Source organism: Anaerolineales bacterium (genome assembly GCA_019637755.1).
Taxonomy (GTDB): domain Bacteria; phylum Chloroflexota; class Anaerolineae; order Anaerolineales; family UBA11579; genus JAMCZK01.
Map to the genome: position 1 here is coordinate 550793 of JAHBVC010000001.1, position 14554 is coordinate 565346.

General features: G+C 63.5%; 12 protein-coding genes and 1 tRNA gene. 9 read left to right on the top strand and 4 right to left on the bottom strand.

The window, feature by feature from the left end; genetic code table 11:
- The 9 genes from KF821_02825 to KF821_02865 all read left to right on the top strand — a co-directional run bounded on the left by KF821_02825 (position 1) and on the right by KF821_02865 (position 8116).
- Positions 1-498 (top strand): hypothetical protein, encoded by a 498-nt coding sequence (locus KF821_02825; GenBank protein ID MBX3004744.1) that lies wholly within the window; start codon positions 1-3, stop codon positions 496-498.
- On the top strand, positions 495-2588 hold the full coding sequence (gene mrdA, locus KF821_02830) for a penicillin-binding protein 2 (protein MBX3004745.1): 2094 nt from the start codon (positions 495-497) through the stop codon (positions 2586-2588). The genes KF821_02825 and mrdA overlap by 4 nt, the downstream gene beginning before the upstream one ends.
- 70 nt (positions 2589-2658) lie before the next feature.
- Positions 2659-3360 carry a septum site-determining protein MinC gene (gene minC, locus KF821_02835; GenBank protein MBX3004746.1) on the top strand — a complete coding sequence of 234 codons (702 nt, stop codon included), beginning with the start codon at positions 2659-2661 and terminating at the stop codon, positions 3358-3360.
- 2 nt (positions 3361-3362) lie between these two features.
- A complete protein-coding gene (gene minD, locus KF821_02840) occupies positions 3363-4175 on the top strand; it encodes a septum site-determining protein MinD (GenBank protein ID MBX3004747.1) in 813 nt (270 codons plus the stop codon).
- On the top strand, positions 4168-4434 hold the full coding sequence (minE, locus tag KF821_02845) for a cell division topological specificity factor MinE (protein MBX3004748.1): 267 nt from the start codon (positions 4168-4170) through the stop codon (positions 4432-4434). Before minD ends, minE begins: the two co-directional genes overlap by 8 nt.
- 193 nt (positions 4435-4627) lie before the next feature.
- Entirely contained in the window at positions 4628-5734 is a 1107-nt protein-coding gene (locus KF821_02850) for a rod shape-determining protein RodA (GenBank protein MBX3004749.1), read from the top strand.
- 18 nt (positions 5735-5752) lie between these two features.
- Complete coding sequence (locus KF821_02855) at positions 5753-7243, top strand: glutamate--tRNA ligase (protein MBX3004750.1); 1491 nt, start codon at positions 5753-5755, stop codon at positions 7241-7243.
- A 224-nt stretch (positions 7244-7467) separates the two neighbouring features.
- Positions 7468-8031 carry a cupin domain-containing protein gene (locus KF821_02860; GenBank protein ID MBX3004751.1) on the top strand — a complete coding sequence of 188 codons (564 nt, stop codon included), beginning with the start codon at positions 7468-7470 and terminating at the stop codon, positions 8029-8031.
- A gap of 14 nt (positions 8032-8045) precedes the next feature.
- Positions 8046-8116: transfer RNA gene (locus tag KF821_02865), tRNA-Gln, on the top strand.
- A gap of 51 nt (positions 8117-8167) precedes the next feature.
- Here KF821_02865 and KF821_02870 read toward each other — a convergent pair.
- The 4 genes from KF821_02870 to KF821_02885 are packed head-to-tail and all read right to left on the bottom strand — an operon-like array spanning position 8168 to position 14515.
- Complete coding sequence (locus KF821_02870) at positions 8168-9283, bottom strand: hypothetical protein (protein ID MBX3004752.1); 1116 nt, start codon at positions 9281-9283, stop codon at positions 8168-8170.
- Positions 9262-11442 carry a YfhO family protein gene (locus KF821_02875; GenBank protein MBX3004753.1) on the bottom strand — a complete coding sequence of 727 codons (2181 nt, stop codon included), beginning with the start codon at positions 11440-11442 and terminating at the stop codon, positions 9262-9264. The genes KF821_02870 and KF821_02875 overlap by 22 nt, the downstream gene beginning before the upstream one ends.
- A gap of 9 nt (positions 11443-11451) precedes the next feature.
- On the bottom strand, positions 11452-13035 hold the full coding sequence (locus tag KF821_02880; GenBank protein ID MBX3004754.1) for a hypothetical protein: 1584 nt from the start codon (positions 13033-13035) through the stop codon (positions 11452-11454).
- Positions 13025-14515, bottom strand: coding sequence for a hypothetical protein (locus KF821_02885; protein ID MBX3004755.1), 1491 nt, complete (start codon positions 14513-14515; stop codon positions 13025-13027). The genes KF821_02880 and KF821_02885 overlap by 11 nt, the downstream gene beginning before the upstream one ends.
- Between the last annotated feature and the right edge of the window lie 39 nt (positions 14516-14554).

A 14554-nucleotide genomic window follows, 5' to 3' on the forward strand; every position in this document is an offset into this window, starting at 1 on the left:
ATGCGCACTTTTGTAGCGCTGCTGTTGTTGTTGGGGGCCACGCTGCTGCAGGTTACCCTGCTGCCGCGCATTCGCCTGCTGCAAGGCCAGGTGGACCTGGTGCTACTGGTGCTGCTGACCTGGATGATGCAAGAGGACAACCGCCCCGATTGGCGCCTGGGGCTGGTGGCCGGCTTGATGGTGGGCTACAGCAGCGCCCTGCCCGATCTGTTGCTGATGGCCGGCTACACGCTGGCGGCCGGGCTGTGCCAATTGCTGCATCGCCGCATCTGGCAGGTGCGCTTGCTAACCCTGGTCACCAGCTTGCTGGTGGGCACGCTGGCGGTGCACCTGCTCACCCTCGGCTACCTCTGGCTTTCGGATAACCCGATCCGCCTGGGCGACGCGTTTAATCTGGTCACCCTGCCGACCCTGCTGCTAAATCTCATCCTTCTCTTACCCATCAATGCTTTAATCACTGAAATCAACAAGATGGTTGCAGCTCCGGCAAACTCATGACCTTTCTCAACAACAACCCCACCAAGAGCGGCACCGCACTGGAACAGTGGCGCCTGTATGCTTTTTTTGGCTTCGTAGGCCTGGTCTTTCTGATCTTCGCCCTGCGTTTGTTTTACCTGCAGGTACTGGAACACGAGAACTGGCTGAGCCAGGCCGAAGAGAACCGCACGGAAGTGATTAGCCTGCCCCCGCAGCGCGGCGTGATCTACGATCGCAACGGCGTGGTGTTGGCGCGCAACGAAGCCTCCTACAACATCGTGGTGGTGCCTGCCGAGCTACCCGAAGACGACGGCGAGATCGAAAAGATCCTATACGCGCTGGCCGATCTGACCGAACAGCCGATGCACCTGGGCAGCATTGACGACCCGCTGATCCCGTGTGGCACCAACCTGGGCGTGGCCGAAATGGTGGCGATCCAGACCAGCTTCTCGCCCTATGATCCCGTGTCGATCCAATGTAACGTTTCGCGCGAGCTGGCGCTGGCGGTGATGGAGCATTCGGTGGATTGGCCGGGGGTAGACGTAGTGATCGAGCCGGTGCGCGAGTACCCTACGGGTTCGATCACCGCCGCGATCATCGGCTATCTGGGCCCGATCCCGGCGGCACAGGAAGAGGAGCTGCGTGCCCAGGGCTTTGTGCCCAACCGCGACAAGGTGGGCTACGGCGGCCTGGAGCTGTATTTCGATGAGCTGCTGCGCGGCACGCCCGGCCGCCGTGTGGTGGAAACTGACGCTGGTGGCCAGATCCTGCGTGACATCGAACCGCCGGTGGACGCCGTGGCCGGCCAAAATATCGTGCTAACCATTGATGCGCGCTTACAGGCCGCCGCCTCGGCGATCATCGAAGAAGAACTACAGTTGTGGAACAATTTCTTTGCGGATAAAGAAGCCAGCAAGATGACCAGCGGCGTCATCATCGCCATCAATCCCAAAACTGGCGAGCTGCTGGCGATGGTCTCGTGGCCGACATTTGAGAACAACCGCATGACGCGCTTCATCCCGGCGTATTACTATGAGCAACTATTGGCTGACTCCACCAAGCCGCTGGTCAACCATGCGGCCGGTGCTGCCCTGCCTGCCGGCTCGGTGTTCAAGATCGTGACCGCGGTGGGCGGCCTGAATGAAGGCATCGTTACGCCGGAGGAAATCGTTCAAACTCCTGGCTCTATCACCGTGAGCCAACGTTTCTACGAAGGCGAAGCGGGCCAGAACCGTGAATTTGTGGACTGGAATCGCGCTGGCTTTGGCCAACTGAACTTCTATGGCGGTATCGCCAACTCCAGCAACGTGTATTTTTATAAAGTGGGTGGTGGCTACGAAGGCGAGATCGACGAAGGCTTGGGCATCTGCCGTCTGGGCACCTACGCGCGGGCGATGGGGTACGGCGAAGCCCTGGGGGTTGAGCTGCCTTACGAAGTCGATGGCTTGGTGCCTGACCCGACCTGGAAGCGCTTGAACCAAGGCGAGAACTGGTCCACCGGCGATACGTACATTTCCAGTGTGGGCCAGGGCTATGTGCTCGCCTCACCCTTGCAAGTCTTGATCTCCACAGCCACCATCGCCAATGACGGCGCGCAGATGCGCCCCACCCTGCTGCGCCAGATCGTGGATGGCGAAGGCAACATCATTCAGGATTTTGAGCCGGACCTGCGCTGGGACATTACCAAAGACCCGATCATTGAACATTACGAGAACCCCTCGGGCATTGGCGCCTGCCGCCCCACCGGTGAGCTCACCACGGTGGACCCGGCGGTGATCCAAGCGGTACAGCGCGGCATGCGCGAGGCCGTGACCTACGGCACGCTGGCCGAGCGGTTCCGCAGCCTTACGATCGCCGCCGCCGGCAAGACCGGCACCGCCGAATACTGTGACGAAGTGGCCGCGGCCAACAACCGTTGCCAGTACGGCGCCTGGCCCAGCCACGCCTGGTCAGTAGCCTACGCGCCGTTCGATGACCCTGAGTTAGCCGCGGTGGCCTTTGTGTACAACGGCAGCGAAGGTTCCTCGGTGGCCGGGCCGATCCTCAACCGCGTCATCCAAGCTTACTTCGAGCTCAAGTCCATCGACACGCAACTGGGCCGCGCCGAGTAGTACAGCTCCCGCAGCATCTCCAAACACACAAACGCCAGCGCGCCACAAACCGCGATGCTATAATTTTTTGGTGAGTGACGTACAAGCCATTCCGATCGAGATCAAAGGCATCCGCGAAGGGCTGCTGGTTAGCTTGCCTGAGGGCGAGTGGCCGCTGCTCGAGCAAGCCTTAGTAGACGAACTCGCCCGCCGTGGCGATTTCCTCAAAGGCGCCAAGCTGATCATCAACGCCGCTGAACACGAGCTCAATGTGGCTGCAGTCAGCCGCCTGCGCGACCGGGTGACCGATAGCGGCCTGGTGCTCTGGGGCATCCTCAGCACCGCCGCCCAAACCGAGCGCAGCGCCCAACTGATGGGCCTGGCCACCCGCATCCACGACGGCTCACGTGAGCCTGAGCCGGCCGAAGAGGAATACGCAGACCCCGCCCCGCAAGACCTGGGGCCGGATGGCGGCATCCTCGTGCGCCGCACGCTGCGCTCTGGCGCCAGCCTACACTCCCCCGGGCACATCACCATCATCGGTGACGTCAACCCCGGCGCCGAAGTGGTGGCCGGCGGCAACGTGGTGGTGTGGGGCCGCCTGCGCGGCCTGGTGCACGCCGGCGCCGGCGGCGACGAAGCCGCCATCGTGTGCGCCATGGATCTGGCGCCTACCCAGCTACGCATCGCCGGGCATATTGCCATTCCGCCCAGCGAGCGCGGCGAGATTTCACCCGAGATTGCCCGCATTCACAACGGGCAAGTGACCGCAGAGAATTGGAAATTAGGATAACTATGACCGCACGCGTAATTACCATCACTTCAGGCAAGGGCGGCGTCGGCAAGACCACCGCCACGGCCAACATCAGCGCCGCCCTGGCCGAAATGGGCCACAAGGTGGTCTGCATGGATGCCGACATCGGCCTGCGCAACCTCGACGTTGTGCTCGGCCTGGAGAATCGCATCGTCTACGATCTGGTGGATGTAGTGGAAGGCCGCTGTAAGGTGCGCCAGGCCATGATCCGCGACAAGCGCCTGGAAGAGCTGTACCTGATCCCAGCGGCGCAAACCCGCGACAAAAACGCCATCGCCCCCAAGGATATGCAGCGTATTTGCGATGAGCTGCGCCCGGATTTTGATTACATCGTGATCGACTCGCCGGCGGGGATCGAGCGCGGCTTCAAGAACGCCATCGCCCCTGCTGATGATGTGATCATCATCACCAACCCCGAAGTTTCAGCGGTGCGCGATGCCGACCGCATCATCGGCCTGGTGGAAGCGGAGCAAAAAGGCCCGGCCAAGCTGGTGGTCAACCGCATCAATACCGAGATGGTCGAACGCGGTGACATGCTGGCAGTGGCCGATGTGCTCGAGCTGCTGGCGGTGGAGCTGATCGGCATTGTGCCCGACGACAGCGCCGTGCTGGTGAGCACCAACAAGGGTGCGCCGATCGCACTGGAGCCCAAGAGCAAGACCGGCCAGGCCTTTCGTGACATTGCCCGCCGCCTGACCGGCGAGCAGGTGCCCTTCAGCGCCAGTAACGGCAACGAAGGTTTCCTCGGCCGGCTCTCCAAGCTGATCGGCACCAAAGAAGGGCGCAATGCCTAGCCTCAGCGACCTGATCGGGCGCAGCCGCAGCGCCAGCACCGCCAAAGATCGCCTGCGCGTCGTGCTGATCCACGATCGTAGTGCGCTGCCGCCCGGCGTGATGGATGCGCTGCGCCAGGAGCTGATCGAAGTGGTAGCGCGCCATATTGACGTAGACCAGCATGCCGTGCGCGTCGAGATGGTACAGGAAGGCCGCAGTGCTACGCTGCAGGCTGAGATTCCGATTAAAGGCGCCCCCAAGCAGCACACCACTGAGTAATATAGTTGATAGTCTACAGTTGACAGTACACAGTTGACAGTACACAGAAAATCAGTTGACAGCTTAGGCTGTAGGCTGCTAGCTGTAAACTGTCGGCTGTAGACTGATGCAAGCCCATCTGTAGACTGCAAACTGTCAACCATAAACTGGGCAGTTGCCATCTGTAGACTGCAAACTGTCAACCGTAAACTACATGCGAACTGCGATCTGGCGACACTTTGATTTCTGGCTGCTCGGCGCCGTGGTGGTCTTACTCACCTTCGGCGTCGCCATGATTCGCTCTACGATTGCCGGCAACGCCGAACTGATCGAGCTCAACGTGCTCGGGCGCCAGATCACCTTTGCCCTGGCCGGCCTGGTGGTGATCGTCGTGTGCACCGTGCTGGATTATCGCCTGTGGATCTCGGCCAGCCGTGTGTTGTATGTGCTGCTGGCCATCCTGCTGCTGTTCACCATCGTGGCCGGTCAAACCAGCTTCGGTGCACAGCGCTGGCTTAACATCGGCCTGGTGGTGCTGCAACCTTCGGAGTTGGCCAAGATCACCATGATCTTCATCCTGGCCGATTTCTTCGCCCGCAATCGTGACAAGATCGGCGATCTGCGTTGGGTGGCGCGCAGCGTGCTGCTCACCGCTGGGCTGGTGGTGCTGATCCTGCTGCAGCCTAATCTGAGCACCTCGATCGTACTGATGACGGTATGGTTCTCACTGCTCTGGGCCAGCGGGCTCAAGCTCAAACATCTCGCCTTGTTCATCATCGGCGGCCTGTTGGCTGCAGTGATCGCCTTCCCACTTTTGCAAGACTATCAGCGCGATCGTATCATTCGTTTCATCGCCCCCGAAGAGGATGCGCGCTACGGCAGCAGCTACAACGTCAACCAGGCGATGATCAGCATTGGCTCCGGCGGCCTGCTCGGCCAGGGGTACGGCCAGGCCACCCAGGTGCAATTGCGCTTCCTCAAAGTGCGCCACAACGATTTTATTTTCTCGGCCATCTCCGCCGAATTCGGCTTGGTAGGTGCCGTCGCCGTGCTGGGCATGGAGCTGTTCATCATCTGGCGCTGTGTGCGCGCCGCGCGCCTGGCGCAGGATCCCTTTGGGTCGCTGGTGGCCTATGGAATTGGCGTTATTATTGCGCTGCACACCATCGTAAATGTGGGCATGAACATTCAGTTGCTACCGGTGACCGGTTTACCGCTACCTTTTGTGAGCGCCGGTGGCAGCTCGTTGCTGACGTTTATGTTTGGCATCGGCATGGTGGAGAGCGTGATTGCTCGCCACCGCGCCCTCAATTTCTCATAGTAAAGGCTTTCGCAGTCCATGACGCAACCCCACGCAGCCCGGGTGCGCTTTGCGCCCTCCCCCACGGGCCTTACCCACCTGGGTAGTGGCCGCACCGCCCTCTACAATTATTTGCTGGCACAGCAAAGCGGCGGCAAGTTTCTTCTGCGTATCGAAGATACTGACCAGAAACGTTTCAATCCAGATGCCGAAGGCGACCTGACCAGCAGCCTGCACTGGTTGGGCTTGCAATGGGACGAAGGCCCCGAAGTTGGCGGCCCGCACGCGCCCTATTACCAATCGCAGCGCATGGCGATCTACCGCCAGCACGCCGAAGAGTTGATCGAGCGTGGCCACGCTTTCTATTGCTTCTGCACCCCGGCCGAGCTGGACGCGGTGCGCAAGGCGCAACAGGAAGCCAAGCAGGCGCCGCATTACTCCGGCGCCTGCCGGGAGCTGCCGCTGGCTGAGGCCAAACAACGCGTGGCGGACGGCGAGACGCACGTTATCCGCTTCAAGGTCCCTAAGGACGGCAGCATCACCGTGCATGACGAGCTGCGCGGCGACATCACCGTGCAGAATCACACGATTGATGATCGTGTGCTGCTCAAGAGCGATGGCCACGCCCTGTATCACCTGGCCGCCATGGTGGATGACCATCTGATGGGCATCACCCATGTACTGCGCGGCGAGGAATGGCTGCCCAGCCTGCCGCTGCATGTGCACATCTACGAAAGCTTCGGCTGGCAGCAACCCAAATGGATCCACCTCTCGGTGTTCCTCAAGCCCAGCGGCAAGGGCAAGATGAGCAAGCGCGAGACCGAAGAAATGAAGCTCACCGGCCAATCGATCTTCATTCAAGACCTGGCGCGCATGGGCTACCTGCCTGAAGGCGTGATCAACTGGATCGCGCTGATGGGCTGGAGCTATGACGACAAAACCGAATTCTTCACCCTGCCAGACTTGATCGAGAAGTTTGAGATTGCCAAGCTCAATCCCTCACCGGCGGCGATCGACTTCAAGAAGCTGGATCATTTCAACGGGCTGCACATTCGCGCCCTGCCGGCCGAAGAGTTGGCCCGCCGCCTGCAGCCCTTCTTCGAGAAGGCCGGCTACCCGGCCGACCCAGCCCTGCTGGCGCGCATCACGCCGCTGATCCAGGAGCGCATCACCACTCTGGATGATGCACCTGAGATCGCCGGCTTCTTTTTCCGCCCCAGTATAGACGTGCCGGCTGAGAAGCTGCTCATCAAAGACAAGTCTGCCGCCGAGTCCGCTGCCGCCCTGACTAAGGCACTGGGCATCCTCGAAGCATTGCCGGAGCTGACCGCCGCCGCCGCCGAGGCGCCGATGCGCGCCGCCGCCGACGAACTGGGCATCAAAGCCGGCGCCCTATTCACCCAGCTACGTAACGCCACTACCGGCCAGGAGATCAGCCCGCCGCTCTTCGAGAGTATGGAGCTCATCGGCCGCGAGACGGTGCTGGCCCGCCTGCGGGCCGGGCTGGACGCGCTCAGCAAGCTCAACTAAAAGAGCCCGGCAATGCCGGGCTCTTTTTTACTCCGCTGTCATTCCGAACGAGCAGCAAAGCGGCGCCGACAAAGCAATCCCCAAACCTATTTGCAGTCTCGCTTGGGGATTGCTTGCTCACGCTGCATAACAGCGTATCGCTCGCAAAGACAGTCTTGTCTTATCTGTCATCTTGAGCGGGCACTTGCGCCCACAGCAGGACGCAGAAGCGAGCAAAGCTATCCATGCGGGACGTTCTCTGTACAAAAATCGCCGCCGCGCTGGGGGTTGTCATGGATTATTTCTTCCCGCCGCAAGACAACGAGAACCCAGGCGATGCCCCGCAAGAGAGCGTGCCCAGCACGGCGCTGACCGCCAGCCAGCTGCGTGAAGCGCTGCTGACCAAGGACCCGGCGACGGATGTGGAGCACTTCCCCAGCACGCACAAGGCCCCCATCGTGCCGGCACGCGCCCGCCCCACCCTGGAACTCAACAGCGGTATCACCTGGGCGCGGCTAACTGCGATTGCCGAGCCCGACACTGAATTTCTCGAGATCCAGTATGCCCCCGGCGCCGAATCCGGCAAGAACATGTCCAGCCACAGCGGGCGCGAATTCGGCCTGGTGCTGCAGGGCGAGCTAATGGTCGAACTGGGCTTCGAGACCTATACGCTGCAAACTGGCGACAGCATTATTTTTGACTCCACTACCCCCCCACCGCCTCACCAACAATGGCGATACACCGATGCGCGCGCTGTGGGTGGTGCTCACCCCGCAACAATCCTAGACATGCCCAGCAAGGCATGTTAAAATAGCTTCTCTGTTGCGGATTCGTCTAGCGGTAGGACGTCTGACTCTGACTCAGAAAGCCCTGGTTCGAACCCAGGATCCGCATTCCAAAAAAAAACAGCCAGTTCACTGGCTGTTTTTTTTCATAGCCTGCGCGCTAGCTGCTGACGAACAACATGGCGCTAAACAGTATATAGATCAGCCCATAGGCCAGCGGGCGGCGCAATTGGTGCCGTCCGGCAAACACAAACAGCGCCAGATACAAGCCTACGGCAAAGCGCAGGCTGCCGTGCGGCTCAATGTAAATGGAGAGCGGCAGAAACACGCACACCAACGCATGCAGCCCAAGCGCCAGCGCGGTGAAGTCACCAGGCTGGCGGCGAACGGCGCGCAGGCTGGCCCACAGCCCCCACAGGATTGGCAGGAAGAGCAGCGGCAGATACAGCAGGCCAAGTTGCCAGCGCCAGGCGGGGTCATATGCGCCGATGCGCCACCACCCCATAAACGGCACCCATTCGAACCCCGTGGCATAGTTGCCGCCCGAGCCAAAGCCCAGGCTGCCGAACTGGGCCAGCAGCCACAAGCGGAAGGCGAGCTGCGGCAAGCCCACACTGGCCGCCAGGCCAATCGCCGCCCGCCCGCGCCGCGCCAGCAGATCACTCAGGCCCTGCGCAGCTACAAACAGCAGCGCGGTCTCCTTTGCAAACACCGCCAGCGCAAAGAACAACCAGGCCCAGGCTGAGCGCCCGCGGGTTTCGCACCACACGGCAGCGATCACCAAGCTGAAAGCCAGCGTCTCGGGTAAGGCCAGGCGAATGGAGAGCAAACAGCCAAACAACAGGCCATAGCCCAAGGCAAACCACGCACTCATGCGCCAGTGCTGGAGCAGCCGTGCCAGCAGGTACACACCGCACACATGCGCCAGCAAGGCGATCGCCGGGAGCGCCCACATCAGCGCGGCAGCATCACCCAGGGTCAGGGCGCGTGCCAGCAACGGCAACAGAATGCGCTGGTAGCGATACGCGGGCACATCCAGCAAGGGCGCCACGCGCCCGGGGTCAGGGTCACGCGCAATGTAATAGAAGAACTGGCCGTCGTAGCCCTCCGTGCCAGCCGGGTCGCCCTGGCTGAAGCGCGTGCCGGTGCGCACCAGCTCGTTCGCATCCCAGCCGGCATGTGCCACGGCTACGCCGAGCAGGAGCAGGCCAGCCAGCAGCGTCACCAGCGCCGGCCAGGCTGCGGCGCGGCGTGTTAGCGCGGTGTGCGTCGCCATAGCACCAAGCATAACAGCCCGGCCAGGCTACTACTGGCCAGGCCGAGATAAAAACTCAGCGGGCGATATACAAACTCGAGCTGGTGCTCGCCCGCGGGCAGCTCCACCGCGCGGAAGACTCCATACGCCGGGCTGATATCCGCCGGGGCGCCATCCAGCAGAGCTACCCAGCCGGGATAGTACGTATCCGCTAGCAGCAGCCAGCCGGGCTCACTGGCCAGGCTGTGCACTGTCACCCGGTTGGCACTGCTGTGCACGAGCGCCAGCTTTGCCTCCAAGCTACAGGCGGGCGCCGGCAGCACCACCGGCGCGGCCAGCGCGCTGGGCAGCGGGCAGCGATAGGCTTGCACGCGCGGCAAGGCGGGCACCGGCTCAAAGCCCACGGCGCCATCTGCATCCACATGCTGGCGCATACTGACGTTCATTAGCGCCAGCATGCCAGCCTGCGTGGATGGCGCGGCAGCCTCCAGCGCGGCGATCCATTCTACATATCCGGCTGGCAGCAAAGGATCAAAGTTGTTGGCGCTGGCAATCGGCGCTAGCAAGCCGGTGTTGGGCAACAGGCTGGCGCGCACCGCCTCTGGCGCCGCGCTACTAAACGTATCGAAGCGAAAAAGCTGCTCAAACTTGAGGCGGCGCTCATCCTCCGCCGGCAGATAGAGGCGGCCCGGCTGTAACTGCGCGCCCACTGCGGCTGGCAGCGGCATGGCTCGATACACCGCCAGTGGCGCAGCAGGGTTGAGCCCCCAGCCCGCCGCCAGCAACTCGCCCGCCACGATGAGCGCCAGCAGCCAGCTGCGCCGCGGCTCCGGCAGTTGTGCGGCGCGCAGCTGCAGCACGCTGAGCAGCAGCAGGCTGACGCCCAGCCACACCATCGCCTGGCTGTAACTGGCTGGAAAGCTAAATTGCCCCGCGCGGCGCAGAGCCTCGGCGGCCAGACCCCCCAGGATCACGGCCAGCGCCCCGGCCACCGCCAGCCGGCTCCAGTACAGGCTGCGGCCTTGCGGCGGGCGCCAGGCTTGTACGCCCAGGCCAGCCAGCAGGCTCAGCGCGAACACCGCCCACACGCTAAAGCGCGTGGGTGCCTGGAACATATCAAAGCTGGGCACGTGCGCGAAAAGCCACGGGAATAGTGGTGTGTGCGCCCCTAGCGCCAAGCATAGCGACACCACCACGACCGCACCCCAGAACCAGGCCTGCGCCCGCGGCTTGGCGCGACGCAAGGCTAGCAGCGCCAGGAATAGCGGCCCTAGGCCGATGAATAGTGCATCTTCCCAATAATTTCCGTAGCCGGAGAAATTGCCCAGTGCTGGGTTGCCAAACAGATTGGGCGCCAACAGGGTCAGCAGGCGCCAGGGCCACAGTGAATAGGTCAGCGCAGTGGTCGGGTCAACCTGGCTGGCGCGTGAAGAGTGCAACAAGTACTCCGCCGTGGGCAGCCACTGCACTGCGCTCAGCGCCAAGGCCAGCAGCCCCGCCAGCACAAAGCTGCCCAGGCGCCGCCAACGCCCGGCCTGCGGCCAGGCCCACAGCAGCAGGCAGGCCGCCGCCAGCCACAGGCTATACCAGGCCATCTGCGCGTGGCCAGCCAGCCATTGCAAGCCCAGCAGCCCCGTCAGGCGCAACACACTGCGCCGCTCGGGCTGCTGTGCCAGCCGGTAGACCGCCAGCAGGATCCAGGGCAGCCAGGCCAGGCTGGCATTGATGCTCAGAAAATGGGCGCGGCTCACCAAATAGCCCGAGAGCGAAAACGCCAAAGCCGCTACCACCTGCCCGCTCTGCTGCACCCCCAGGGCGCGCAGCAAGCGCTGCATGCCCAACCCGGCCAGCGCCAGGTGCGCCGCCACTAGCACGGCCTGCCCCCAGGCCAGCAGTGGCAGGCCGCCCAGCGCCGCCAGCACAAAATACAGCCAATGCGGCGGGTACATCAAGCCGGATTGATAGTTGGCCAGCAGTGGCGCACCCATGCCCAGCAACGGATTCCACAGCGGCAGCTCGCCCTGGCGCAATGTTTGCCAGGCTTGCCACCACCAGGGCACAAATTGTGTCTGTGGCGTGCCCCAATACAAGGCCTGGCCGCGCAGCCACACTGGCGCCAGCAAGACGAAGGGCGCCAGCCACACAAGAATTTGTGGGCTTAGGCGAAGGCGGGCACGCATGACACTATTCTAAGGGAGGACCCGCAGCAGCTCATAGGCACCCACACGCCCATCCGGCTGGAGGTACTCAGCGGCCAGTGGCGCCCAGGCGCCGCCGCTCAGTTGCTGCTCGGCTGGCCCCCACATCACGAAAGCGATGGCGTGCTGGCGCAAAAATGCCTGGCGCTCCAGCGCGGTGCCCTCGCCCTGGTAAAAAGCGCGCACCTGCGCTTCGAGCGCCTCGAGCCCTACGGTTTCCGGCCCGTGACCGATGACGACGCGCACGGGCGCCCAGGCCGGCAGCGCATTGCCGCCGGCATAGGCCGCCAGCACCGTGGCGCCAGGCTGGCCACGCAACGTTTGAAACAAAGCCACTTCATCCGCCGGGCGAAAGGCTGGCATGGCGGGCTGAGCGGCCACTTGCAGCGCCCCGCCCCACAGCAGCAGTGTGCTGGGCGCAGCCGTCAGGATCAGGAGCCACAGGCCGCGCCGCGGCCAGAATGCCGGCGCGGCCTCAAGGGCGCGCAACGCCAGCGCCAGCAGCAGCACCCAGGCGGCTTCGGCGAAGCGGCGTTGCAAGCCCAAGGGTAGATAGAGCAGCACGGGCAGGCTCAACAGCCAGGCGGCGCTGAAGGTGCGCAATGGCTGCGCCAGCCCGGCCCGCCGCCAACCGGCATAGGCCAGCGGCAGCAGCCAGCCATACGCCAGCAGGTAGTGCCAGGGATGCGGCGTAAGGATTTGGTTCTGCGCGGCCCAGCCCTGCAGATAGGCATCGTGCAGGTACACCGCGGCGTTGTATAGCAAGGGGCCGGCCGCGCCGGCCCCGGCCCAAGCGCTGGCGGCCAGCGCGGCACGCCACGGTTGGCGGCTTGCCAGCCGCGCGGCAAGATAGACCAACAGCAGCACCAAGCCCAGTGCCGCACTGAGCAGGTGCACTAAAGCCAGTGCCAGCCACACTAGCGCCAGCCGCCAGCCGCCGCCGCACCCCTGCAAAACCGCCAGCAACCCCCACAGCAACAATGCGCGCCCCAGCACCAAATGTGGCAAGCCGAAAGTAGCTAGGTAACCAAAGGTCTCCGGCGAATAGAAATCGAGCGGCAGGCCGCCCCATAGGTGCGAATAGCCCAACAGCAGGGGCAGCCAGCCCAGCCCGCTGCCCAGCAAGGCTAGCAGCGTGGCCCCGCGGCGCAGGGCGGGCGTAGCAACAAAATGCGCCACGAAGCGATACGCCGCCGCACTCAGCAGCGCGAGGCTAGCCACGCGCCACAAATGAAATGCGAGCACATAGCTGCCGTGGCTGGCTGGCCCCAACAGCTTGCCGAGCAGCAGATAAGGCAGATACAGCAACGCGCCGTGTTGCGGCTGGGTACTGTACGCACTACGAAACAGCCAATCGCCCGCAGCGCCCTGCAGCATCTTGGCAATGTAAGAGTTGCCATCCTCCACGCCGATCAGGAAGCCAGTGAAACCCGGCGCATTGGTATGCCAAGCCAATAAATACGGCACACTGGTGAATACGGCGACGGCGGCCGCCAGCCAGGCCAGGGCGCGCCATTCGCGGGCGCTGACCGGCGCGGCGGGCCAGTGAGCCTGTGGCGCGGGCTCAGGGTTCATGTGCCCATACCTGCAAGCCGCCCTGGGTCAAGGCCAGCCACCAGCCGGCCGAAAGCGCGGGCGGCGGGCCGCCCGCCTCGCCGTCGTAGAGCACATAGTCCGCCGCGAAAGTATCTGCCAGCCCCCACTGGCCGCCATACAAGGCGGCCAGTTCCGCGGCGCGCTGCTCAGCCTGCACGGTTTCAAAGGGGTGCCCGTACCACACGCGGCGCTGGGTGAAGGCGGGCAAATGCAGGCCATAGCCCGGCGGGGCCAGCACCAACGCCCCCGGCGGCGAGTTGTGCTCGAGCCAGGTGTACACCGCCAGCTCCTCGCGCCCTAGATACACGCTGGGCGGCTGTTGCTGGCTGGCTTGCCAAGCACTCAGCAGGATCACCAACTGAGTGGGCAGCGCGGCGATCAGCAGCAGGCTCAGTACCAGCCGGCGCCGCGCCGCGGGAACCCATTGGTGCAAGGCCAGCAGAGCCAGCCCAGCAGCGGGTACATACAGCCCAGTGATCAGGCGGCGTTGTAAGCCCCAGGGAATGTAGATCAATAGCAAGCTGGTGAGCAGCCAGGCCGCCAGCGCCTGCGCCGCCGGGCGGCGGCGCAGCAAAGCATCGATGGCGGCCGGCAAGGCCAGCCACAACGCCGGCGCCAACGCCAGCACCAAATCCCATACAGGCGGCGCGGGGGTGAGGTTCTGGGCGTTCCAGCCTGCCAACACCGCATGGTTGCGCAAAACCCACAGCACATACACGCTATACGGCAGGCCAGCCAGCACGGCGCTACCCACGCGCCGGCGCGTGGGCGCCTGCGGACTGGGCCACTGCTGCCCCAGCAGCCATTGCACCCCCAGCACCGCCACGGCCAGCGCCCAGCCAAACGGGTAGACCAGTACGAGCACGGCGGCCACCAGCGCCGGCTGCCAGGCCGGCTCCGCCTCTGTGGGCGTGAGCAGCCACACTTGCAGCGCCAAGCCTAGCGGGAAGTGCGCATTGGCAAACGCAGCCAGGAAGGGATAGGCCTCAGCGACCCAAAAATCGCTAGTGAACATACCCGCGGCCAGCGCCAACCAGCCCAGGCCGGAGCCAAACAAAGCCAGCGCATACGCCCCCAAGACTTGCGGAGCGGGCAAGACGCGCACCAGCAGACGGTACAGCATGGCACACAGCGCCGCCGCCCCGAGCAGGCGCGCGGCGTGAAAGGTAAACACCAGGCTCCAGCCAGCCAGCCGCGCCAAGTGCCCCAGCAGCAGGTAGTACATGTTGAGCGCGGCCCCCGCCCCAGGGCTGGCGCTATACGGCAGCGTAAAGCTCCACGCGCCCTCAAACCCCTGGCGCATCTTGGCTAGATAGCTAAATCCATCTGTGGGGTTGAGCAAAAACCCGCCGAAGACATGCTGGCTATCGGCGGCATGCTGCGCCAATACAAATGGTGCAGCTTGCAGGCACAGGAACAGCCCACTCCAGAAGAAAGCCCAGCCTCGTTGGCGCCGCATGCCGGTATTGTAGCAAAGCCTATGCGCCGGCTTTGTTGC